Genomic DNA, 22,060 nt, shown 5'->3' with positions numbered 1-22,060 from the left:
GAGATCCCGTGTCCAAGCCCCCGCTCCCGCCCGAGGCCGTCGAACTGCTGGGCCGCCCCAACCCTTGCGTGATGGCGACCCTGCGTTCCGACGGGACCCCCGTCTCCACCCCCACCTGGTACGTCTGGGAGGACGGGCGCGTCCTGATCAGCCTGGACGAGGGCCGGGTCCGTCTGCGACACCTGCGCCGCGACCCGCGCCTGACCCTCACCGTTCTCGACGCCGACGACTGGTACACGCATGTCACCCTCATCGGACGGGTGGCGGAACTGCGCGAGGACGAAGGCCTGGCCGACATCGACCGCATCTCCACCCACTACACGGGCAAGCCCTACCCCGACCGGGTCCGCTCCCGCGTCAGCGCGTGGATCGAGATCGACCGCTGGCACGGGTGGGGCGCCCTCAAGGACAGCGGCCAGGCATCCACCTGAGCGCCCCGCGGCCGACCCGCGTTCAGCGCCACTCGACGCCGAAGGCCCGCCCCGGATTCTCCGCCAGGATCCGCGCCACGAGCTCCTCGCCCACGGCGAGCGCCAACCGCGGCCGGACCCGGCGCAGCAGATACGGCATCCCGGGGCCGCCGTCCACCGACCGGGCCGCCGCGGTCGTGGTGTCGCCGCCGAGCAGCAGCCGATCGCCGAAACCGGCGTCGGCCAGGGCCCGTACGGCCTCCGGCATCCGCCAGTCGGTGGCGTGGTGGGCGCGGGACGGGCCGTCGAAGGCGAGCCAGCAGCCCGCCTCGGCGGCCTGCCGGTGCGCCACCCCGTCGGGTGCGCGGTTGAGATGCCCGAGGATCACCCGCTGCGGGGGCACGCCCAGCTCCCCGCACAGCAGGTCGAGCACGTCGAGCGCGCCGGTGCCCAGCTCGAGGTGGACGGCGATCGGCGCGTCCGTCGCGTGATGCGCCTCCGCCGCGGCGGTCATCGTCCAGCGGGTGTGCGCGTCGAGGGCGTGGAACCCGCCCGCGACCTTGACGAGCCCGGCGCGGACCCCGGACGTCCCGATGCCCTCGGTCAGTTCGGTGACGAACACCTCGGCGAGCCGGTGCCGCAGACCGTCGAGCGTCGCCCCGTCGTAGTGGACGTCCTGGTGCAGCCCCGTGGCGGCCACCACGTGCACTCCGGCCTCGCGGGCCAGCGACGGCAGATCCGCCGCCCGCCGCCCGAGACCGTACGGCGTCCACTGCACGACGGCGTCACCGCCCTGCGCGCGGAACGCGGCGAGTTCGGCACGCGCCGCGGAGCGGCTGTCCAGCTCCTCACCGGGCAGCCGGGGACTGCCGAAGAACAGGTGGTCGTGCGCGTCGCACACGCCGAGCCGCTCCGCCGGCAGATCCCCGAGCACGGTCCGTACGGAGCTCACCACTGCCGGCCCGCGGGCAGGGCGGTACGCCCAGGTGCCGACAGGTGCAGCACCTGGAACAGGTCGCCGTCGGCCTTCGGCGTGTCGTGCGCCCAGAGCGAGAAGTGCACGCTCTCCCAGCGGCTCGTGTCCACTGCCGCCGCCGCGAGGACCGCGCCCTCCTCCCGCGCCAGCCGGCCGGCCTCGGCCACCGTCTCCCGTGCCACCTCGGACAGCGCCGCTTCCTCCGGGACCGGCTCGCGCCGCCGCACGGCGAAGAGGGCGGGGGAACCGGCGGCGACGCCCTCCTCGTACGCCAGGCCCGTCCACTGACGGACCGCCGGGCGCCCGAAGTCGTCGCTGAGGCGCTGGAAGCCGTCGCCCCAGAGGAAGGCGTTCATGCCTTCCATGGTGTTCCAGAGGTAGAACGGCGCGTACTGGTTGACGGACGAACCGTGTACCCCGCGTTCGCGCAGCAGGACGGCTTTGAAGCCGAGTCCCGGCCAGTCGTCGAGAAGCGGCCCGACGCGGGCGGCGCGCGCGTGGATGACGCCTGTGTCGTAGTCGGCGGGCAGCGTGAACTCGTACTGCATGGCGTGCATCGGTCCTCCTAGTCGGCCGTGCGGGGTGCGAGCAGCGAGAGCAGTCCGCGGACACCCGCGTCGAAGGCGGTCGGTGAACCGGCCGCACGGGCCAGGACGTATCCGCCCTGGACGGTCGCGACGACGGTGGCGGCGATCGCCTCGCCGTCCAGCCCGGGCCCGAACTGCCCCTGCTCCTGGCCCTCTTCGACGAGGTGCGCGATCCGTTCACGGATCCGGTCGATCGTCTCGTCGACGGGGGCGCGCAGCTCGTCGCTCGCCATCACCTCCGGATCCATCGTCAGGCGCCCGACGGGGCAGCCGCGCAGCACGTCCCGCTCGCGCGTCAGGTATGCCTCGATGCGCTCGTACGGCGTGCCCGGCCCGTCCAGTACGCCCTCGGCGGTGGCCCGCAGCTCGTCGGCCGTCCGCCGGATCGCCGCCAGGGCGAGGTCGGGCTTGCCCTTGAAGTGGTGGTACATGCTGCCCTGCCCGGCCCCCGCCCGCTCCAGGATCGCCTTGGGGCTGGTCCCCACGTAACCGCGCTCCCAGAGCAGCTCTCTGGTGGACTCGATCAGTCGCTCCGCAGTGCTCATGATCCTAACTGTACATACCAGTAGTTACAGAGTCGAGCGCTCCAGGAGCGCTCCTCGGTGACACCGCCCCGAACACCCTCGAAGGAGCAGTCCGGACACGCGCGCGTACTCCCGGCGGGGTACGCCCACTGCCGCTGGCCGTACGACGACTTCGACCCCCGCCCGGCGGGACGCTCGAGGCATCACGCAGACCCACTGAGGAGATGACCCGAGATGAACACCCTGGCGAACTGGGACGGTGGCGGACCCGGCCCGTGGATCCTGTTCTTCCCGCTGATCTGGGCGGCCGTCGTCGTGGGCGTCGTGACGCTCCTGCGCCGCACGGTGTGGCGGGGCCGCCGCGGTTCCTGGAGCGCGGTCGGCGACCCCCGGCCCACCGGGGACTCGCCGCTCGCCGTCCTGGGCCGTCGCTTCGCCTCCGGCGAGATCGACGAGGACGAGTACTGGCGTCGGCTGTCCGTCCTGGACGAGCAGTTCGGCCGCACGGGCAAGGGCGGTGCGGCATGAGCACCGCGACCGCCGCCACGGCCACGCGGAACGCCGCGCGGGTCGTCGACGCCGTGAAGGTGTACGGCGTCGGCGACACCGCCGTACGGGCCCTGGACGGGGTGAACGTGGCCTTCCCGGCCGGACGGTTCACCGCGATCATGGGCCCGTCGGGCTCGGGCAAGTCCACCCTGATGCACTGTGCCGCCGGTCTGGACACCCTCACCTCGGGCGGCGCGTACATCGGTGAAACCGAACTGCGTACGCTCGACGACCGTCGCCTCACCCTCCTGCGTCGCGACCGGATCGGGTTCGTCTTCCAGGCGTTCAACCTGGTGCCGACCCTGACCGTCGAGGAGAACATCCGGCTGCCCCTGGACCTGGCGGGTGAGCGCGGCGAGTCGGAGTGGATCGACGCCCTGGTGGACGTCGTCGGGCTGCGCGACCGGCTCCGTCACCGACCCTCCGAGCTCTCCGGCGGCCAGCAGCAGCGCGTCGCCGTGGCACGGGCGTTCGCCGGCCGGCCGGACGTGGTCTTCGCCGACGAGCCCACCGGCAACCTCGACTCCCGCACCGGGGGAGAGGTGCTCGGCCTCCTCGCCCGCACCGTACGCCGGACCGGCCGCACGGTCGTCATGGTCACCCACGACCCGGTCGCCGCCGCCCACGCCGACGAGGTCGTCTTCCTCGCCGACGGACGGCTCGTCGACCGCATGGACTCCCCGACCGCCGACCGCGTCCTGGACCGCCTGAAAGCCTTCGAGGTGCCGTCGTGAACGCGTCCCTGCGGCTCAGCCTCTCGTCGCTCCGCGCCCACCGCCGCCGCTTCGCCGGAACCTTCCTCGCCGTTTTCCTCGGTGTGGCCTTCCTGGCCGGAACGCTGGTCATGGGGGACACCCTGCGGGCCGGCTTCGACTCGATGTTCGGCAACGCGACCGCGGGCACCGACGCCGTCGTGCGCGGCGCGGACGCCATCACCACCCCCGGCGAGAGCCAGGGCGTGCGACAGCCCGTCCCCACGGACCTGGTCGACACCGTCGCGGCCGTCCCCGGCGTCGCGGCCGTCGCCCCCGACATCCAGGGCGCGGGGCAGCTCGTCGGCAGCGACGGCGAGCCGATCGGCGGCCAGGGGCCGCCCACCGTCGCGGGCAACTGGATCACCGACCCGAAGCTCAACCCCTACCGGCTCGCCGAGGGCCGCGCGCCGGCCCGGTCCGGCGAGGTCGTCATCAACCGGGGCACCGCCGAGAAGGGCGGCCTGAAGCTCGGCGACACCACCACGCTGCGCACCCCCGACCCCGTGCGCGTGACGATCGTCGGCCTCGTCACCTTCGGCGGCGAGGACGGCATGGCGCAGGTGACCTTCACCGGCATGACCCGCGCCGACGCCGAGAGGTACCTCACCGCCGGGCCCGGCCGGGCGACGAGCATCGTCGTGCGCGCCGACCCGGGGCTGCGCCAGTCGGAGCTGGTCGACCGGCTGACTCCCGTACTGCCCGAGGGCGTCGAGGCCATCACCGGTCAGGAGTCCGCGCAGGAGAACACCGACATGATCGCCAGTCGGTTCCTGACCATCTTCACCACGTTCCTCCTGGTGTTCTCCGGCGTGGCCCTGCTGGTCGCGACCTTCTCCATCCACAACACGTTCGCGATCGTCGTGGCCCAACGCGCCCGAGAGAACGCCCTGTTGCGCGCTCTCGGCGCTTCCCGCCGCCAGGTCGCCGAGGCCACGCTCCTCGAGGCCGTCGCGGTCGCCGTGACCGCCTCCGCCGCCGGACTCGCGGGCGGCCTCGGTATCGCCGCCGGCCTCCAGGCACTGTTCCCGGCCATCGGATTCCCCTTCCCCGAGGGCGAACTGGTGATCGGCGGCCTGTCGTTGGCCCTCCCCCTGGCGGTCGGCGTCCTGGTCTGCCTCGGGTCCGCGCTGATGCCCGCCGTGCGCGCCGGCCGCGCCGCCCCGCTGGCCGCGCTGCGCGAGACGGCCGTGGACCTTGCCGGCGCCTCCCGCCCGCGGGCCGTCACCGGCGCGGGCCTGCTCGCCCTCGCCGTCGCGGCCACCCTCACCGGCGTCCTGGTCTCCCCGTCCGTATGGCTGGCCGGAGGCGGAGCCGTCCTGGCCCTGATCGCCTTCGTCGTCCTCGGTCCGGTCGCCTCCGGCACCGCCGTACGGGTCCTCGGCAGCCCGCTGGACCGGCTGCGGGGTGTCACCGGAAGCCTCGCCCGCCGCAACGCCCTGCGCAGCCCGAAGCGGACGGCGGCCACCGCCGGCGCGCTGATGATCGGCGTCGCCGTGGTCTCGCTCTTCACCGTGTTCGGGGCCTCCCTCAAGGCGACGATGGACCAGACCGTCGCCCGCTCCTTCGCGGGCGACGTAGCCGTCAGCACCCCCTCCTTCGGCGCGGGCGGCAGCGGACTCAGCCCCGCGCTCGCCCCGGCCCTCGGTGAACTCCCCCAGGTGGACACGGCCGTCGGACTCGGCCGGGGAGTCGCCGAAGTCGACGGGAAGGGGCGGGCGTTGACCGTCACCGACCCGGTCGCCCTGCGCCGCACCTTCGACCTCGGCGCCGTCCAGGGCGACCTCGGCACCCTCGGCGCCGACGGCATCGCGATCACCCGGCAGGAGGCGGGCCGCCGGCATCTGACCCCCGGTGACACCACCCGGCTCGCCTTCACGGACGGCGACGAGAAGACGTTCACCGTACGCGCGGTCTACGGCCGCTCCGAACTCGTGGGCGACTACGTCATCACCCGCGCGGCCTGGGCCCCCCACCGAACCCAGGACGCCGACACGCTGCTCGCGGTCTCCTTCGCGGACGGTGTGAGCACGGCCGAGGGCAAGGCGGCCGTGGAGAAGATCGCCGCCGGGTACGGCGACCCCGAGGTGCAGACCCGCGCCGAGTACGCGCGGTCCTCGGCCGGCGGCATCGACATGATGCTCACCCTGGTCTACGCCCTGCTCGCCCTCGCGGTCCTCATCGCCCTGCTGGGCATCGCCAACACGCTGACCCTGGCGATCCACGAACGCACCCGCGAACTGGGCCTGCTCCGGGCCGTCGGCCAGACCCGGTCCCAGCTGCGGGCCATGGTCCGCTGGGAGTCCGTCCTGCTCGCCGCGTTCGGCACGGCGGGCGGCCTGGCTCTCGGCGTCTTCCTCGGCTGGGTGCTGGTCCGGGCCTCCGACGGGGCGAGCGACAGCGCCTTCGCCTTCGCGCTGCCGCCCGCGCGACTCGCCGTGGTCGCCCTGGTGGGCGTCGCCGCCGGAGCACTCGCCGGACTGCGTCCGGCCCGGCGAGCGGCCCGCCTGGACGTACTGCGGGCCATCGCCACGGAGTGACGTACACCCGAACGGCGTACCTCCCGGGGCCCTGTCACCGGGGCCCGCGGCGGCCTACGCCCCGAAGGTGACGTCACCGCCCGGTCAGCCGACGACGGCCGACCGGGCGGGGGCATGTGCGGGCCGCAGGTCGTCGACCGCGACGACCTCCGTGAACCGGGGCGCGACCTGCTCCCGGGGCGTACGGCGCGGCGGACGCGCCGACAGCTCCCGGGTGGCGACCGGGGCCGGCAGCGTGAACCACACGACCTTGCCGGACTCGCCGTCCGGCCGGGCGCCCCAGCTCTCGCTCACCGCCGCCACCATGGCCAGGCCGCGCCCACAGGTGGCGAGCGCCTCGTCGTCCACGGCCCCCACGACCGGCAGGCGCGGGTCGTGGTCACGCACGGAGACGGTGAGCCGGTCGAGCAGCAGCTCCATCTCCACGACGCACGTCTTGTCGGGCTGCGCGTGCAGATGGACGTTGGTCAACAACTCCGTCACACCGAGCGCGGCGCGGTCTATGAGCGGATCCATATGCCAGTAGCGCAACTGCGCCGATACGATTCTGCGGACCTGGCCGATCCGCGACGGCAGGGCCTGAAGCTCGACCGTGCAGTGCCTGTTCGGGTTGGTGATCACGGCTGCGACTCCCCGACTTAGGTCCGGAAGAACACGGGATTCGGATCGAGCAGAGCGTCTGCGCAAGGCGGCCGCCTGCTGTCGTGACCGGCGGGCTGGTTCGCAGCGTTATCGCCGGTAAACCCAGAGTGACGTGAGACCAGAGTGGCGCAGCGGTCGCAATGCCGCAACTCGCGTCGGCCCGGCCACCCGTCCGGCCCCGTCGGCGCCGGCTCAGCCGCCGCGCCCCGCCGCCCTGCGCACGGCCTCGATGAAGCGGCGCGCCGCGGGCGGCCCCGGTTCCCCCGGAGCCGGGTCGTGGTGACCGAGAGTCAGTAGATACCGCTGGCCGTTGAGGTCGGCCAGGGCCCGGTCCTCCGGCGCGAACCAGGGCCTGGAGGCGCGGACCGCCTGCACCGGCGCACTGTCGATCTCGCTGCCGTAGCTGGTCAGCAACTCCAGCCTGCCGTCGCTGATCCGGACCTGGCCGGCTCGGGTGAGCGAACGCAGCCGCTTGCCGATGCGCACGCCCGTAGCCGTGAACTCCGGCTCCGCCATGCCTCCCCGCCCCCTTGTGTGCCCGGGCGAGCCGAACCGTGCACCCGCGTGGGTCGTGATCCAGCCCGCGTCGTGATCGAACTCGTCCTCGATCCGGTGTGCGCCCCCGTCCGGACCCGCGTCCGGACCGGCGTCATCACCCCGCCCGGACCTTGGCCCGACCCGGTGCAGTCTGCCCGCGCCCGGCGCCGAGCACCAGTGCGCACGACGCTTCGGCGCCACCCGCCCGGAGCATTCGCGGGAATGCGCCCCCGCGCGCCCGAAGCCGCCCCCCAGGAGCGCCTTTGAGGCGCTCAAAGGTGTGTTTATGCAGGTGAGAAGCGTGCGGATGGTGCTTATGATCGGTGCGTCGGCCGCGCGGACCACCGTCGGCGCGAAGCCTGAAGGAGCCCCGCCGTGACCACCCCCCAGCAGAGCAGAACCGGCGCCACCCTCGACGTCGACCGCAGCGACACCGCCTACCGCGACTGGCTCAAAGAAGCCGTCCGCAAGGTCCAGGCCGACGCGAACCGCTCGGCCGACACGCATCTGCTGCACTTCCCGCTCCCCGAGAAGTGGGGCATCGACCTGTATCTCAAGGACGAGTCGACCCACCCCACCGGCAGCCTCAAGCACCGGCTCGCCCGCTCGCTCTTCCTCTACGGCCTGTGCAATGGCTGGATCAGGCCGGGCCGCCCGGTGATCGAGGCGTCCAGCGGTTCGACGGCCGTCTCCGAGGCGTACTTCGCCAAGCTGATCGGCGTGCCCTTCATCGCGGTCATGCCGCGCACGACGAGCGCCGAGAAGATCCGCCTGATCGAGTTCCACGGCGGTCAGTGCCACTTCGTCGACGACTCCCGCACGATGTACGAGGAGTCCGCCCGTCTCGCGGTGGACAGCGGCGGCCACTACATGGACCAGTTCACCTACGCCGAACGGGCCACGGACTGGCGAGGGAACAACAACATCGCCGAATCCATCTTCCGGCAACTGGAGTGGGAGCGGTTCCCGGAGCCCGCCTGGATCGTGGCCACGGCGGGCACCGGCGGCACCTCCGCGACCCTCGCCCGGTACGTCCACTACACGCGGCGCAACACCCGCATCTGCGTCGCCGACCCCGAGAACTCGTGTTTCTTCGAGGGCTGGACCACCGGCGATCCGGACGTCACCTGCGACTGCGGCTCACGCATCGAGGGCATCGGCCGGCCACGCATGGAACCGAGCTTCGTGCCGGGCGCCGTCGACCGGATGATGAAGGTCCCCGACGCGGCCAGCGTCGCCGCCGTACGCGCCCTGGAACGGGCCATCGGCCGCAAGGCGGGCGGCTCGACCGGCACCGGCCTGTGGAGCGCGCTGAAGATCGTCGCCGAGATGGTGGCCGAGGGACACCGCGGCAGCGTCGTCACCCTGCTGTGCGACCCGGGCGACCGCTACCTCGACAAGTACTACTCCGACGCCTGGCTCGCCGAGCAGGGCCTGGACATCGCCCCGTACACCGCCGCCATCGAGTCGCTGCTGGCCACGGGCGTGTGGCCGGCCTGACCTCCGGTGGGCGCCACCCGGGCGGACGGACCGGGGCGCTCACGGGCCGAGCCGGCGGTCCAGCCTCGTCACCGCGTCCCGGAACGACCGCCCCAGGCCCGTCCGGGCCAGCCGCAGGACCGTCCGCACCGCCCCGTTGCCGTCGGCGGCGAACGTCCACCGCACCCGCGTCCCCGCCCCGGCCGGCGACAGCCGCCACTCCTCGACCAGCGCCCGGACGCCCGGCGCGTTGGTCACGTCCACGCGGTAGGCGTACACCTCCGGCTCCTTCGCCACGAGCACCGTCTCCCGGAAACGCGTGCCGCCCCTGAGCCGTACGTCGCGCCCCGCGCCGCCGTCCAGGGGCCGGACGGACGTCACGGCCGGGAACCACTCCGTCCAGCCGGACACATCCTCGGCGAGGGCGCGGAAGACGAGTTCGGGAGGAGCGGACATCTCCCGCTCGAAAACCAGCCGTACGGGGGCGGTCTCGACGAACGGAAGCCCTTCGGGACGCAACCGGTGAGCCATGCGCACAACCTCCTCATGGCGAGGAAACGGGTGCGCCACCCTAGCCGCGAGCCCGTCAGATGTCTGTACCCTCACCGGGCTCGCCCGCGATCACCAGCCGCCGCAGATGCTCGGAGACCTCCACGCGCGCCGCCTCCGGCAGCCCCGCGTCCGTCACCAGGGTGTCGACCTGCTCCAGCGCCGCGAACGAACTCAGGCCCACCACACCCCACTTGGTGTGATCCGCGACCACCACGACCCGGCGCGCCGACTGCACCAGGCGCCGGTTGGTCTCGGCCTCCGCGAGGTTCGGCGTCGACAGCCCGGCCTCGGCCGATATCCCGTGCACACCGAGGAACAGCACGTCGAAGTGGAGCGCCGCGACGGCCTGGTCGGCGACCGGACCCACCAGCGAGTCGGACGGCGTGCGCACCCCGCCGGTCAGCACGACCGTGGCCGCGCCCTGCCGGGGGCCCGAGGTGCGCTGCGCCCCGTGGAAGACGTCCGCCACGCGCACCGAGTTGGTCACCACGGTCAGATCCGGCACGTCCACCAGATGATGCGCCAGCGCGTACGTCGTCGTACCGCCCGAGAGCGCGATCGCGCTGCCCGGGACGACGAGTTCCGCCGCCGCCTTCGCGATGTCCTCCTTGGCGGTCAGCTCCAGGCCCGACTTCGCCTCGAAGCCCGGCTCGTGGGTGCTCGCCTCCACGACCGGCACGGCGCCGCCGTGCACCTTCTCCAGGACACCCTGGCGCGCCAGCGCGTCGAGGTCGCGGCGCACCGTCATGTCCGACACGCCGAGCTTGCGGGTCAGCTCGTTGACCCGTACGCCGCCCCGACGGCGTACCTCGTCCAGGATCAGGGCGCGGCGCTGCTCCGCGAGGAGGTTCTGATTCTCACTCACGTACGCTCCGGTCCTTTCCCTCAACCCGTCCGACAGGCCCGCTCACCTGCTCCGACGAGGCCATTCTCGCCGATTCCGGTGCGGGGGCGTCCCATCCTCGCACGGCTTGCTCACAGCTGGTCCACCACCCCGACGCGTGCATGCCACTCACGCGTGGCGTGGGCGATCCTCACGCGGTCCGGGGAGGTTCCGTGACGGGAGGTGTATCAAGCCCTTGGAGGGGCGATCCTTATGTCCGCACGACACATGTCGAAGGCGTGTCACGGGGGGAGTGCGAACAGTGGAACGTGCCTCTGCGGACAGACCGGCCCTGGAACTCCTGGTCCACGGCGTGGGTGGCGCCACGCCCGAGAGGATGCTGAACGATCCGCGCACGGTGCGGATCGCCGGCGACGACACGGCGGCGGTGTTCCGGCGCGCCGACGACGTCACCGCGGACACCGGGCCCGCCGACGACCGCGGCCGCGACACCCCGGTCCCCGAAGCCTATGTGTGGTCCAACCTCACCTCCGGCAACGGCACCCGCGCCCTGTGGCTCCTGCTGCTGCCGTTCATGGTCGTCAACCTCGCCCACTGGATGCGCCCCCCCGCACGGGAGGACGTCCGCGCCGTGCGTCTGTACGGGCTGCTCGTCAGGCTCGCGGCGCTGAGCCTGACGGTGCTGCTCGTCGCCGCGGCCTGCGAGGTCGCCCTCGATCTGACCGCCTGGCAGTGCGCGGGCACGACCGCGTGCGCCGAGCGTCACTCCTGGCTGGGCTTCCTCTCACCGGCGGTGTCCGACGGCGGCTGGTGGAGTCTGCCCGGCCGCCGGCTCGCACTCGCCGCCCTGGTCCCGACCGCCCTCGTCGGGCTCCTCTGGTACCTGTCCCACCGCACCTGGCGGGCGTACGAGTCCCAGGAACCCCTCGACCGCGCGCCCGAACCCGAGAACGGCCCCGGCCACACGGCACTGGGCCGGCCCGGCTTCTGGTACGGGCGCCGGCTGGTGGCCCGCCTGCGCGCGGCGCACACCGCGGCGGGACTGCTGACGGTCGCCGCGGCGGTCGGCACGGCGGCCGTTCGCGAGGACCGCCGGCCCGGCGGCCCCGCCCTCCTCGACGGTCTCGGCCGGTTGCTGGAGGCCTCCCTGACGGCGGGCGCGCTGGCCACGGTGTGGGTGGTGTGCCGCCGGGGCCGCAGCGAGCACCGCCTCGACCGCCGCGTCGACGCGCACCTCGTCCACCGGTTGCCCTCGGCCGCCCTCCTCCTGCTCGCCCTCACCCTGGTGTATGCCGGGTGGGAGCGCCCCGACTGGCATTCCGAGGGCCGGCTCCCCGGCGACGCGACCTTCGGCGGAATCGCCCTCGCCCAGGGCGCCCTGGTGATCGCCCTCGCGGCGGTCGCCCGCGTCCTGCACCACTGCCCACGGGAGCGCTCCGCGGCGGCGGATCCGAGCGGTGCCACCGCCGTCGAGCGGGTTCAGCTCGTCCAGCAGGAGCGCTGTGCCCTGCGCGGGCTCGGCGGGCCCGCGGTCGCGATGCTGGCCTGTGCGCTCGGCGGAGTCATGTCGGGCGGGGTGTCGCAGCGGGTGTCGGACTGGCTGGACGGCACCGGGACCTTCCTTGACGGTCCGCCCGTGCTGCTGACCTGGCAGGCGTCCGTGATCCCCGTGCTGCTCGTCGTCCTGTCGGTGCTGTGCGCGGCGCTCGGCCGGCAGACCTGGCTGCTCACCTGGGCCGAGCAGGACGCGGTGGGCCGCGAGTACGGCGTCGCGCCGGGCGACCCGGCCCGCACCCGTCACGTCGCCCGTGCCCGCGCGATGGCCACGCTCACCGACCGCGGCCCCCTGCTCGTCGCCGTCGTCTCCACCGCGACCCTGCTCCTGGGCGCGGGCGCGCTCGTCGGCGCCTTCGGTACCGGGAAGACCCCGGTCCGCGCGGGAGACGGCGCCCCGCCCTTCGTCCAGGGCGCCGCCCAGACCGCGCAGGCGATGGGCTCCTGGCTCATCGGCCTCGGCTTCGTCCTCTTCGTCACCTGGGGCCGACGCGCCTACAAGGACGCCTCCGCGCGGCGCACGATCGGCATTCTCTGGGACGTCGGCACCTTCTGGCCGCGCGCCGCCCACCCCTTCGCCCCGCCCTGCTACGCCGAGCGCGCGGTCCCCGACCTGACCTGGCGGATGGCCGGTTGGACGCGCGCCACGGGCGGACGTCTGGTGATCTCCGGTCACTCCCAGGGCAGCGTCCTCGCGGCCGCCGCGGCCTGGCAGCTGAAACCCTCCGACCGCAGACGGGTCGCCCTGCTCACCTACGGCTCCCCGATCGAGCGCCTCTACGGCCGCTGGTTCCCGGCCCATTTCGGCCCGGCCGCACTGGCCGCCCTGCACGAGGAGATCGCCTGCTGGCGCAACCTGTACCGGCTGACCGATCCCATCGGCGGCCCGGTCCGGCTGACCGGCGACGACTGCGGTCCTCAGGTGGACCGCGAGCCCCTCGCCGACCCGCTCACGTACGGCCGCACCGAGGAACACCCGCTGCCCGCGCCGATCCTGGGCCACTCCGACTACCAGGCCGACCCGGCGTTCGCGCAGGAGCGCGAGATGCTGCTGGGACGGCTGCGCCCGGAGCTGCCCGGGCAGCGCACCTGAGGGGATCAGAGCAACTCGGGCAGATCCTCCGCGAACAGAAGCGTCAGCTCGTCCGTGCTCGGCTCGGCCACCTGGGCGACCCGGCTCGCGTGCCGCTCCACCATCGCCTCGAACGTCTGGCGAGCGGTACGCCCGTTGCCGAAGGCGGGGCCCTTGGGAAGCTCCGTGAAGTACTTCCGCAGGGCGTCCGCAGTGCCCGCGGCTAGCCGGTACTCGTGCTCCTCGGCCTGCTGTTCCACGATCCGCAACAGCTCGTCGGGGCCGTAGTCACCGAAGGTGATGGTCCGTGAGAAGCGGGACGCCACACCGGGGTTGACCGAGAGGAACCGCTCCATCTCGGCCGTGTAGCCCGCCACGATGACCACCACGGAGTCCCGGTGGTCCTCCATCAGCTTCACCAGGGTGTCGATGGCCTCCTTGCCGAAGTCGCGGCCCGCGTCCTCCGGCGACAGCGCGTACGCCTCGTCGATGAACAGCACACCGCCGTGCGCCCGCTGGAAGGCCTCCTGGGTGCGGATCGCCGTCGAGCCGATGTGCTCGCCGACCAGGTCGACGCGGGACACCTCGACGAGATGGCCCTTCTCGAGCACGTCCAGGGCGGCGAGGATCTCGCCGTAGAGGCGGGCGACCGTCGTCTTTCCGGTGCCGGGAGAGCCGGTGAAGACCAGGTGGCGCTTGACGGACGCGGCCTTGAGCCCCGCCTGCTGACGGCGCCGGCCCACCTCGATCATGTCGATGAGGGCCCGCACCTCGCGCTTGACGCTCTCCAGGCCCACCAGCGTGTCCAACTCGCCGAGCACGTCCTTCGAGGTCCGCACGGACGTCTCCGGCTCACCGGCAAGCCCCTGCGGTTGCGGCGCGGTGACCCGCTGCTCGGGGACGGCGCCCAGCAGACCCGGCGACCGGGCCGTGATCTGCACGGCCGGCTCCGACGCCGACACGGCCCCGGGCGTCCGCACGCCGGCGCTCTCGTCGCTGGTGCAGTCCTCGACCACGGGACCGGAGCCCGGGCCCGCGTCCGCCCCGGCGTCGGCGAACTCGTACCCGCCGCGCGCACAGCGCTCCGTGCGGCACTTGCGCAGCGTCGTACGACTGCCGTCTATGACGTGGAAGCCGTAGCCGCCGCTGTTCGTCACCCGGCAGTTCAGGAAGGTGCCGCGACCGCCGGCCGACACATAGAAGCCGGCCTCGGCGGGGGAGTCGACGGTGCAGCGCTCGACGGTGGGGTCGGCGCCCTTGGTGACGATCACGCCGGTCTGGGTGCCGTCCACGGTGCAGTTGCTGAGGGTCCCGCCGCTGCCGTGGTCGCGGAACCACGCGCCGGTCGCCGCGTCCCGGATCCGGCAGTCGTCGAGCTGGGCGGTCGCCCCGTCGCTCACCGACACCGCCGTGTTGCGCACCTGGGACAGGTCGCTGTCCACGACGTCCGCCCGGGAGCCCCGATCGAGGACGAACAGGGCGTCGGGCACGTCGTGCACCCGGCAGGAGTCGAGGACGGCGGTGGCGCCGTCGCTGACCCAGACGGCCGGGTAGTCGCCGGTGCTGTCGAAGATCTCGCACTGATTGGCGTCCACGCGGGTGCCCGGGTCCCACACCGACAGCCCGTTGCGACCGAACTGACGCACCGTCGTGCGGGTCAGCGTCAGTACGGAACGCGAGCGCAGGTCGACCGCGTTCTCCGGGATGTCGTGGATACGGCAGTCGGCCAGGGTGAGCACGGCGTCCGTGTCGAGCGTGACGCCGTCGGAGGTCGTGCGGTGCACATCGCAGTCGGTGAGGTGCGCGGTGGCCCGGGCGGTGATCTGGACGCCGCTGCCCCGGACCTCGTAGACCTCGCAGCCCACCGCCTCCAGGGAGGAGCCGTCGCCGGTCGCGCTCAGACCCGCGCCCGACGTGTGGTGCACCCGGCAGCGCTCCAGCCGGGGGTGGCCGCCGCCGCGCACCGAGACGCCCGCCTGACCCGCCGCGACGATTTCGCACTCCTCGAAGACACCACCGCCGCCGTCGACCACGGCGATGCCGATCCCCGCCGGGTTGTCGACGGTGCACCGCCGGACGGTCGGGCGGGCACTGCCCCGTACCTCGATGCCCGCCGCGGACCGCGTCACGATCCGCATGTCCAGCAGCTCCGGTGTGCCGTCCTCGACGAGCACCGCGGGCGCGGCCGCGTCCTGGCCCTCCACATGCAGGTCCTGGACCACCGCCGAGGCGCGCACGGTCAACGGCACTCCGTCCACGGGCGCGAGGCGCACGGAACCGGGGGAGCCCTCGGGTCCGCGCAGCGTCACCGACCGCTCCACGACCAGGTTCTCCCGATAGGTCCCGGGAGCGATGGTGAGGACATCGCCCTCGGCCGCGGCCTCCAGGGCGGCGGCGAGCGACGCGTACTCACCCGTGCGGCGGCGCCACCTCGATGTGCCGGTGTGCGTCACCTGGACCGTGCCCTGTGCCATGGCGTTGCTGTGCCCCCACCTCGTGGTACGCGGGTTGATGCCGAATGGTTCGGCCGGACCACCGTAGCGTGCGCGCGGGTGGTGGGTTGACCAGAGACGGAAGGCCGTCAACTGCCGGTGCCGGTGCGGCCCCAGTCCGGGCCCGCCCGGTCCCAGGCCCGGTCCCAACGGGCGTACCGGCGACGGACCATGCGCCAGACGATCAGCCGCCGACACGCCTCGACGGCGCCCGCGGTGAGCAGGGCCGCGCCGAAGCCGGCGAGCACGGCGTGCGTCGTCGCCGTGGCGGAGTCCAGCGGGCGGGCCACCGGAGTGCCGCGACCGTCCGTCCATATCCCGAAGCGGTCGCCGCCGTGCGGGGTCCTGAGGCCCGCCAGGACGGTGCCGTGCCGTGCCGTGCCGTCCGGCGCCGTCCAGCGCGCGACGACCCGGGTCCGGCTCTCCCGGCCGGTGGCCGTCTCCGGGTCCATGTCGAGCGGCGAACCGTCCGCCTCGCGTACCACGGTGGCGGTGACCTGATGGCGGGACTGCCGCTGCTCGTGGACCGACTGCTGGAGGACGTCCTGTGCCACGGCGCCGACCAGGGAACCCACCACGGGCGCGACGAAAAGGATCAGCAGCAGAGCCGACAAGGCCACCCACGCCTCGACCAGGTCCGTCGTACGGCGCAGCGGGTTGTGTCGCCAGCGCCAGATTCCACCGATCGCTCGCACCGCCCGCACCCCCTTCCCGCTCCGTGATAACCCCCGTCGGAGCCGTTCGCGCGCGAGCCCGGGGAAGAGAGAGCGAAATCACCAGAGCCCGGGACCCCTCATGAACGTCTCACCCGATCCCAACGCTCCGGCGCCGGGCGGGGGTTCCCGCGGATCGCCCGGCCTCCCGTTCAGGCCGGAACTATGCGGTGACGCGCACGGGATCCCCGACTGCGACCGTGCCGTGACCGAGGGGCACCAGGTTCTGTCCGAAGACCAGCTTGCCGCCGATGCGCCGATGCCGGCCCAGGGTGAGAAGGGGTTCCTTGCCGCGGGTCGCGCCGCCCTGGTCGGTGGTGGTCACGACGCATCGGCCGCAGGGCTTGGCGACCCGGAACTCGACCTCGCCGACCGCGAGGCGGGACCAGCCGTCCTCCGCCCACGGTTCGGTGCCTGTCAGCACCAGGTTCGGCCGGAAACGGTTCATCGGCAGCGGACCCTCCTCGGCGTGCTCGCCCTGGAGGATCAGCGAGTTGAGGGCGTCCAGCGAAGCGGTCGTGGTGGCCAGCAGGGGATATCCGTCGGCGAAGGTCACCGTCTCGCCGGGCAGCGCGTACCCGGGGTCGACGGGCCGGCGGGTCGCGGGGTCGTCCATGTGCACCAGCCGCACGTGGGCGCCGAGGTGGGCGCTGCACCAGGCGTGCGCGGCGTCGTCGGCGAGGACCCCCTCCACCTTGTCACGGAAGATCTCCATCGACACCGTGCCCACCGGGTCGGGCACCGGCACCGTCAGCGGCTCCAGGCCGGGCGCGGACAGCCGGACACCGCCGCCGGGCAGGAGCTCGGCGGCGGCCAGCGCGAGGCGCGGCTGCTGACGTTGCGTGACGACCTTTCCCCCGTCGTCGATCAGCGCCCAGCGTCGGTCACCGGCCAGCCCCCAGGGCTCCACGACGGCTTCCCGGGGCGCCTGGCCCCGGAACGCCTTGACCGGATGGACGTGAATCGACAGCAGCTCCGCATACCCCATGGGGTCATCCTGCCAGGTGGCGCCGACGACCCCGTGGGCTCAGTAACCCCGGTACTGCTGGTTGTACGGGTCCTGGTACTGGGGCGCGGCGGGCCGGGGAGCGGCCGGACGCATGGCGTCGTAGCCCGTGCCGGGGCCCGCCGGACGCGGCTGCTGCTGCGCCTGGGGTCCGGGGTAGCCGCGCGGCGCCTGCTGCGGGATGTACGCCGCCGGAGCCTGCTGCAACGGCGCGGGCTGCTGCGCCTGCGGGTAGCCGTAGGCCTGCGAGGGGCCCGCGGAGAGGGCGGGCAGCGCCGACGGCAGCGCGGGCAGGTGGCTGTTGCCCATGTCGTACGCGGCGGGGACCCGGATCGGGGCGATCTGCGGGGTGCCCCGCTCGGCCACGAGCGAGTCGTAGATCGGAGTGTCCGGGAAGGAGGCGTAGTAGCCGCCGCCATAGGTGGAGCGGGGGGAGGTCATGGCACATAAGTTAAGCCCACGATGTGCTGGTTGGGGAGACCGATAAGAGGGTTGATTTCCGTGTCCGCGGTGACCTCGGACCCCCAATGCGAGCGAACTTGGGGAAAAGGGACGGCGAGCGTCCTTCCGATCGTGTAAAGGCCCGGTTCTCAGCGGGTTACCAGCGGTTGGTCAGGGCTGATCCCGTGCTCCCGATGGGAGATCGCCGTCCCTCGGAATAGGTTGGCCGCAAAGACAACCCGAGGGTGCCGAGGCGCGCGGCCCGGTGCACCGACACGCGATGGGGGCGTACATGTCAATGTCGAAGGGGTCCAATGCTCCGGTGCCGACCACGGCCCTGCGGGTCGAACTGGGCTGGCGCTCGGGAACGGGCGTTCCGGACACGGACGCGTCGGCCCTGCTGCTGGTGGGCGGAAAGGTCCGTTCCGACGCGGACTTCGTCTTCTACAACCAGCCCGCCCACTCCTCCGGAGCCGTCCGCCACGAGGGCAAGCGCGACGCCGGGGGCCGGGTGACCGACAGCCTTCTCGTCGACCTCGCACGCGTGGAGCCCGCGATCGAGACCATCGTCCTCGCGGCTTCGTCGGACGGCGGCTCGTTCGGCCAGGTGCCGGACCTCTACATCGAGGTACGGGACGCGGCGCAGGGCACCGTCGTGGCGCGGTTCGACAGCGCCGGCGCGACGGTGGAGACGGCCTTCGTCCTGGGGGAGTTCTACCGTCGCCAGGGCGCCTGGAAGTTCCGGGCCGTCGGCCAGGGCTACGGCAGCGGCCTCGAAGGCCTGGCCACCGACTTCGGGATCGCCGTGGACGAACCACAGCAGGCGGTCGCCCCCGCCCCGCCGGTCCGGCAGGTCCCGCCGGCGCAGCAGCCGACCATGCCCGCCTTCCCCGCCACCGTGCCCCCGCCCGTCCACCAGGCTCCGCCCCCGCCGCCGGCTCCGCCCGTCGCGCCGGTCCGGCTGACCAAGGTGACGCTGACCAAGGCCGCCCCTTCGGTGTCCCTGAGCAAGCAGGGCGGCACCTCGGGCGCCCTGCGCGTGAACCTGAACTGGGAGGTGCGCAAGCAGTTCTCCGGATGGGGCAGCAAGCGCGGTCGCGCGGTCGCCATGCACAACGACCTCGACCTCGACCTGTGCGCCCTGTTCGAGCTCGCCGACGGCCGCAAGGGTGTGGTCCAGGCCCTCGGCAACGCCTTCGGCGCCCTGCACCAGCCGCCGTACATCCACCTCGACGGCGACGACCGTACCGGCGCCGTGACGAGCGGTGAGAACCTCACCGTGAACCTCGACCACATGAACGACTTCCGGCGCATCCTCGTCTTCGTGACCATCTACGAAGGCGCCCGTTCCTTCGCCGACCTGCACGCCACGGTCACGTTGCAGCCGCAGTTCGGCGCCGCGATCGACTTCTCCCTGGACGAGTGCACGGTCCCCTCCACGGTGTGCGCGCTCGCGCTGATCACCAACAGCGGCGGTGACATGGTCGTCCAGCGCGAGGCCCGCTACCTGGTGCCCGAGCGCGGGGTGAGCCCGCAGCGGACCGTCGACTACACCTACGGCTGGGGCATGAACTGGACGCCGGGCCGCAAATAGAGGTCCCGACGCACCGGGCCCCGTCCCGGCGGGGCCCGGTGCGCCGGCTCAGCCCTCGTCCGCGACGGCCTCCGGACGGGCGTAGGTGCGGCCCTTCCAGGCGGCGCCCCGTCCCCGGTAGTGCTGCACCGCGGAGTCGACCGTCATCAGCAGATAGAGGAACGCGGTGAACGGCAGCAGCGGAGCGAGCCACAGCGGCTGACGGTAGTAGCGCAGCATCGGCACGTACGTCCCCGCCATCACCAGCCATGCCAGACCGCCGAGCACCGCGGTGACCGTGCTGCCGGCGGCGAGCCCGCCGACCAGCGCCGACGGAGGCACCAGGTACACCAGCGCGAGGCCGAGCACCGTGCCGGTCAGCAGCAGCGGACTGTGCCGCAACTGGGCGTAGGCGCTGCGCGAGACCATCCGCCACAGATCGTGCAGCCTCGGGTAGGGGCGCACGCTGTCCACGCGGTCGGCGAGCCCCAGCCAGATGTGGCCCCCCGCGCCCTTCACGGCCCGCGCGAGCGCCACGTCGTCGATGACGGCGTGCCGGATGGCGTCCGGGATCCGCGCCCGCTCGGCGGCGTCGGTGCGCAGCAGGACACAGCCCCCGGCCGCGGCCGCCGTCCGCGCCCCCCGTCGGCCGATCCGCCGGAAGGGGTAGAGCTGCGCGAAGAAGTAGACGAAGGCCGGCACCACCAGCCGCTCCCACAGGCTCTCCACCCGCAGCCGCGCCATCTGGGAGACGACGTCGAACCCTCCGGCGCGCGCCGCCGCCACCAGCTCCCGCAGACTGTCGGGCCGGTGCGCGATGTCGGCGTCCGTGAGGAGGAGGTACTCGGGCTCACGCGCGCGTGCCAGGCCGATGCCGTGGCGTACCGCCCACAGTTTCCCGGTCCAGCCCTCGGGAGGTTCGCCCGGCGAGTCCACGGTCAGCGGGAGCCCGCCCCGCTGCCGGGCGAGTGTGCGCGCCAGTTCTCCCGTTCCGTCGGAGCTGCCGTCGTCGACGAGGAAGATCTCCGCCCGCCCCGGGTAGTCCTGCGCCAGTAGGGAGGGCAGGCTCGCGGGCAGCACCGCCGCCTCGTCGCGCGCGGGGACGACGACGCAGACGGACGGCCACTCCCGCGGCTCCTCCCGGGCCGGCAGCCTGACGTCGGTCCGCCAGAAGAAGCCCTGACAGAGCAGAAGCCACAGCCAGGCGGCCAGAGTCACGGCGGCGATCCACACGATGGCGCTCACGCGCGCAGTCTGCCCCACGCCGCCGGGCCGCAAGAGCACATCGTCTATGGTGGCCGGGTGAAGATCGCGCTCATGGACTCCGGAATCGGCCTGCTGGCGGCCACCGCCGAGGTACGGCGCCTGCGGCCCGACGCCGATCTCGTGCTCTCCCTCGACCCCGACGGCATGCCCTGGGGACCGCGCACCCCGCAGGACCTCACCGAGCGAGCCGTGGCCGTCGCCGCGGCCGCCGCCGCGCACCGGCCCGAGGCACTCATCGTCGGCTGCAACACGGCGACCGTCCACGCCCTGCCCGCGCTGCGGACCCTCCTCGAACCTGGCATCCCGGTGATCGGCACCGTCCCGGCGATCAAGCCGGCCGCGGCCGGCGGCGGCCCCGTCGCCATCTGGGCCACCCCCGCCACCACAGGCAGCCCTTACCAGCGCAACCTCATCCGGGACTTCGCCGGGGATGTCACCGTCGCCGAGGTGCCCTGCTGGGGACTGGCGGAGGCCGTCGAGCAGGCGGACGAGGCGGCGATCGACGCCGCGATCACCTCGGCCGCCGCCCTCACCCCGGAGGAAGTGACGACCGTCGTCCTGGGGTGCACCCACTACGAACTGGTCGCCGACCGCATCCGGGCCGCCGTGCAGCGCCCCGGGCGACCGCCGCTCGTCCTGCACGGCTCGGCCGGCGCCGTGGCCGCGCAGGCACTGCGCCGCATCGGCGCGCGCCCCGCGCCCGAGGCGGCGCCGCTCGGCACGGTGACCGTGCTCCTCAGCGGCCGTCCGGGCGCTCTCCCGGCGCCCGCCCTCGCCTACGCGGAAGGCCGGCTTCTGGAGGCCGTCAGCCCCGCCCAGTGACCCCCGGGCACCGGCAGGCGCCTCGGAGCCGCCCGTCGCCGCGGCGGAGCAGTCACCCTGCGCTACGTGCTGGCGGCGCAGCGAAACCTGAGTAACCTCATGAATATGAGGGACCACCCCCACGACGAGAGCATCCCGCTTCCCGACGTCCCGCATGCCGACGCCCCGCATCCCGACGTCTGGACCGGGCGCGCCACCAACCGGTTCCAGTGGCTGCTGGCGCTCGTCGGAGCCGCCTGCATGGCGCTCGGCATCGAGCTCGCCGTCCAGTCCGCGTGGACGTCCGGCATCGCCCCGCTCGCCATGTCCGTCGTCGGCTGTATCGCCGCCGGGTTGCTGGTTCTGTTCGGCACCCTCGCCTTCGTCCACGTCGATCTGAAGCTCGACAAGGACTCGCTCGAGGTGCGCTGCGGCCACATCGGGCTGCCGCGCCGCCGGATCCCGCTGGCCCATGTCGCCGGGGCCGACTTCGAACCGCTCGTCACTCCGCGCCACTGGGGCGGCTGGGGCTACCGCTGGCGGCCGGAGAAGGGCACGGCCGTCGTGGTCCGCCGTGGCGAGGGCGTGGTGCTGCGGCTGTGGGACGGCCACACGTTCACGATCACCGTGGACGACGCGGAGTCGGCGGTGCGGGTCATCAGGGCCCGGCTGCGGACGACCACCCCCGAAGCCAGATCCTGACGTCCGCACCGGGCAGACGCCGAGGGCAGGCGGCCGGGCGGATGGGCG

21 protein-coding genes are annotated in these 22,060 nt (G+C 73.2%); 9 read left to right on the top strand and 12 right to left on the bottom strand.

The window, feature by feature from the left end; genetic code table 11:
- The first annotated feature begins 8 nt into the window (after window positions 1-8).
- Window positions 9-431, top strand: a complete 423-nt coding sequence (locus QF030_RS07010; RefSeq protein ID WP_307161780.1) for a PPOX class F420-dependent oxidoreductase — start codon at window positions 9-11, stop codon at window positions 429-431.
- Window positions 432-453: 22 nt separating this feature from the next.
- Here the strand turns inward: QF030_RS07010 and QF030_RS07005 are convergent, their stop codons facing one another.
- The 3 genes from QF030_RS07005 to QF030_RS06995 are packed head-to-tail and all read right to left on the bottom strand — an operon-like array spanning window position 454 to window position 2,518.
- Entirely contained in the window at window positions 454-1,362 is a 909-nt protein-coding gene (locus QF030_RS07005) for a phosphotriesterase family protein (RefSeq protein ID WP_307161779.1), read from the bottom strand.
- A complete protein-coding gene (locus tag QF030_RS07000; RefSeq protein ID WP_307161778.1) occupies window positions 1,359-1,943 on the bottom strand; it encodes a DUF4865 family protein in 585 nt (194 codons plus the stop codon). The genes QF030_RS07005 and QF030_RS07000 overlap by 4 nt, the downstream gene beginning before the upstream one ends.
- Window positions 1,944-1,951: 8 nt before the next feature.
- Window positions 1,952-2,518 (bottom strand): TetR/AcrR family transcriptional regulator, encoded by a 567-nt coding sequence (locus QF030_RS06995; RefSeq protein WP_307161777.1) that lies wholly within the window; start codon window positions 2,516-2,518, stop codon window positions 1,952-1,954.
- Window positions 2,519-2,731: 213 nt separating this feature from the next.
- Between QF030_RS06995 and QF030_RS06990 the strand changes: the two genes are divergently transcribed.
- Genes QF030_RS06990 through QF030_RS06980 form a run of 3 tightly spaced genes read left to right on the top strand, consistent with a single transcriptional unit; the run spans window position 2,732 to window position 6,338 of the window.
- Window positions 2,732-3,025: an SHOCT domain-containing protein gene (locus QF030_RS06990; protein WP_307161776.1), complete on the top strand. Its 294-nt coding sequence runs from the start codon at window positions 2,732-2,734 to the stop codon at window positions 3,023-3,025.
- The gene (locus QF030_RS06985) at window positions 3,022-3,780 is read left to right on the top strand and encodes an ABC transporter ATP-binding protein (protein ID WP_307161775.1); all 759 of its coding nucleotides are present in this window, start codon (window positions 3,022-3,024) and stop codon (window positions 3,778-3,780) included. Before QF030_RS06990 ends, QF030_RS06985 begins: the two co-directional genes overlap by 4 nt.
- Window positions 3,777-6,338, top strand: a complete 2,562-nt coding sequence (locus QF030_RS06980) for an ABC transporter permease (protein WP_307161774.1) — start codon at window positions 3,777-3,779, stop codon at window positions 6,336-6,338. The genes QF030_RS06985 and QF030_RS06980 overlap by 4 nt, the downstream gene beginning before the upstream one ends.
- 84 nt (window positions 6,339-6,422) lie before the next feature.
- On the opposite strand, the gene QF030_RS06975 is transcribed toward QF030_RS06980, so the two are convergent.
- Window positions 6,423-6,959 carry an ATP-binding protein gene (locus tag QF030_RS06975; protein WP_307161773.1) on the bottom strand — a complete coding sequence of 179 codons (537 nt, stop codon included), beginning with the start codon at window positions 6,957-6,959 and terminating at the stop codon, window positions 6,423-6,425.
- A 213-nt stretch (window positions 6,960-7,172) separates the two neighbouring features.
- Complete coding sequence (locus tag QF030_RS06970) at window positions 7,173-7,496, bottom strand: hypothetical protein (protein ID WP_307161772.1); 324 nt, start codon at window positions 7,494-7,496, stop codon at window positions 7,173-7,175.
- Between the two features lie 396 nt (window positions 7,497-7,892).
- Between QF030_RS06970 and QF030_RS06965 the strand changes: the two genes are divergently transcribed.
- Entirely contained in the window at window positions 7,893-9,017 is a 1,125-nt protein-coding gene (locus QF030_RS06965) for a PLP-dependent cysteine synthase family protein (protein WP_307161771.1), read from the top strand.
- A gap of 39 nt (window positions 9,018-9,056) precedes the next feature.
- Here QF030_RS06965 and QF030_RS06960 read toward each other — a convergent pair whose 3' ends face one another.
- Entirely contained in the window at window positions 9,057-9,527 is a 471-nt protein-coding gene (locus QF030_RS06960; protein ID WP_307161770.1) for an SRPBCC family protein, read from the bottom strand.
- A 55-nt stretch (window positions 9,528-9,582) separates the two neighbouring features.
- A complete protein-coding gene (locus tag QF030_RS06955) occupies window positions 9,583-10,413 on the bottom strand; it encodes a DeoR/GlpR family DNA-binding transcription regulator (RefSeq protein WP_307161769.1) in 831 nt (276 codons plus the stop codon).
- A gap of 280 nt (window positions 10,414-10,693) precedes the next feature.
- Here QF030_RS06955 and QF030_RS06950 point away from each other — a divergent pair, with 280 nt between their 5' ends.
- Window positions 10,694-13,039: a hypothetical protein gene (locus tag QF030_RS06950; protein ID WP_307161768.1), complete on the top strand. Its 2,346-nt coding sequence runs from the start codon at window positions 10,694-10,696 to the stop codon at window positions 13,037-13,039.
- A gap of 5 nt (window positions 13,040-13,044) precedes the next feature.
- On the opposite strand, the gene QF030_RS06945 is transcribed toward QF030_RS06950, so the two are convergent.
- From QF030_RS06945 to QF030_RS06930, 4 genes are all read right to left on the bottom strand, one after another.
- Window positions 13,045-15,492, bottom strand: coding sequence for a right-handed parallel beta-helix repeat-containing protein (locus QF030_RS06945; RefSeq protein WP_307161767.1), 2,448 nt, complete (start codon window positions 15,490-15,492; stop codon window positions 13,045-13,047).
- Between the two features lie 107 nt (window positions 15,493-15,599).
- The gene (locus QF030_RS06940; RefSeq protein ID WP_307161766.1) at window positions 15,600-16,205 is read right to left on the bottom strand and encodes an Rv1733c family protein; all 606 of its coding nucleotides are present in this window, start codon (window positions 16,203-16,205) and stop codon (window positions 15,600-15,602) included.
- Window positions 16,206-16,386: 181 nt separating this feature from the next.
- Complete coding sequence (locus QF030_RS06935) at window positions 16,387-17,211, bottom strand: MOSC domain-containing protein (protein WP_307161765.1); 825 nt, start codon at window positions 17,209-17,211, stop codon at window positions 16,387-16,389.
- A 39-nt stretch (window positions 17,212-17,250) separates the two neighbouring features.
- Window positions 17,251-17,670 (bottom strand): DUF6643 family protein, encoded by a 420-nt coding sequence (locus tag QF030_RS06930; protein ID WP_307161764.1) that lies wholly within the window; start codon window positions 17,668-17,670, stop codon window positions 17,251-17,253.
- Window positions 17,671-17,950: 280 nt separating this feature from the next.
- On the opposite strand from QF030_RS06930, the gene QF030_RS06925 reads away from it, so the two are divergent.
- The gene (locus QF030_RS06925; RefSeq protein WP_307161763.1) at window positions 17,951-19,264 is read left to right on the top strand and encodes a TerD family protein; all 1,314 of its coding nucleotides are present in this window, start codon (window positions 17,951-17,953) and stop codon (window positions 19,262-19,264) included.
- Window positions 19,265-19,312: 48 nt separating this feature from the next.
- On the opposite strand, the gene QF030_RS06920 is transcribed toward QF030_RS06925, so the two are convergent.
- Window positions 19,313-20,476 carry a glycosyltransferase gene (locus QF030_RS06920; RefSeq protein WP_373428881.1) on the bottom strand — a complete coding sequence of 388 codons (1,164 nt, stop codon included), beginning with the start codon at window positions 20,474-20,476 and terminating at the stop codon, window positions 19,313-19,315.
- Window positions 20,477-20,545: 69 nt separating this feature from the next.
- Here QF030_RS06920 and QF030_RS06915 point away from each other — a divergent pair, with 69 nt between their 5' ends.
- Together QF030_RS06915 and QF030_RS06910 are read left to right on the top strand one after the other, a co-directional pair.
- A complete protein-coding gene (locus tag QF030_RS06915) occupies window positions 20,546-21,331 on the top strand; it encodes a glutamate racemase (RefSeq protein ID WP_307161761.1) in 786 nt (261 codons plus the stop codon).
- 105 nt (window positions 21,332-21,436) lie between these two features.
- Window positions 21,437-22,012: a hypothetical protein gene (locus QF030_RS06910; RefSeq protein WP_307161760.1), complete on the top strand. Its 576-nt coding sequence runs from the start codon at window positions 21,437-21,439 to the stop codon at window positions 22,010-22,012.
- Window positions 22,013-22,060 lie beyond the last annotated feature (48 nt).

The organism is Streptomyces rishiriensis (genome assembly GCF_030815485.1).
In the GTDB taxonomy this organism is placed as follows: Bacteria; Actinomycetota; Actinomycetes; order Streptomycetales; family Streptomycetaceae; genus Streptomyces; species Streptomyces rishiriensis_A.
The sequence above is the reverse complement of the archived record's forward strand: the minus strand, read 5'-3'. Positions and strand labels throughout refer to the sequence as shown.

What these genes read in the sequence shown, in the direction of transcription:
- QF030_RS06925 (WP_307161763.1), top strand. Translation starts at nt 17,951, where the DNA reads ATGGGGGCGTACATGTCAATGTCGAAGGGGTCCAATGCTCCGGTGCCG.
- QF030_RS07000 (WP_307161778.1), bottom strand. Translation starts at nt 1,943, where the DNA reads ATGCACGCCATGCAGTACGAGTTCACGCTGCCCGCCGACTACGACACA.
- QF030_RS06990 (WP_307161776.1), top strand. Translation starts at nt 2,732, where the DNA reads ATGAACACCCTGGCGAACTGGGACGGTGGCGGACCCGGCCCGTGGATC.
- QF030_RS06935 (WP_307161765.1), bottom strand. Translation starts at nt 17,211, where the DNA reads ATGGGGTATGCGGAGCTGCTGTCGATTCACGTCCATCCGGTCAAGGCG.
- QF030_RS06995 (WP_307161777.1), bottom strand. Translation starts at nt 2,518, where the DNA reads ATGAGCACTGCGGAGCGACTGATCGAGTCCACCAGAGAGCTGCTCTGG.
- QF030_RS06970 (WP_307161772.1), bottom strand. Translation starts at nt 7,496, where the DNA reads ATGGCGGAGCCGGAGTTCACGGCTACGGGCGTGCGCATCGGCAAGCGG.
- QF030_RS06960 (WP_307161770.1), bottom strand. Translation starts at nt 9,527, where the DNA reads ATGGCTCACCGGTTGCGTCCCGAAGGGCTTCCGTTCGTCGAGACCGCC.
- QF030_RS06930 (WP_307161764.1), bottom strand. Translation starts at nt 17,670, where the DNA reads ATGACCTCCCCCCGCTCCACCTATGGCGGCGGCTACTACGCCTCCTTC.
- QF030_RS06910 (WP_307161760.1), top strand. Translation starts at nt 21,437, where the DNA reads ATGAGGGACCACCCCCACGACGAGAGCATCCCGCTTCCCGACGTCCCG.
- QF030_RS06985 (WP_307161775.1), top strand. Translation starts at nt 3,022, where the DNA reads ATGAGCACCGCGACCGCCGCCACGGCCACGCGGAACGCCGCGCGGGTC.
- QF030_RS06945 (WP_307161767.1), bottom strand. Translation starts at nt 15,492, where the DNA reads ATGGCACAGGGCACGGTCCAGGTGACGCACACCGGCACATCGAGGTGG.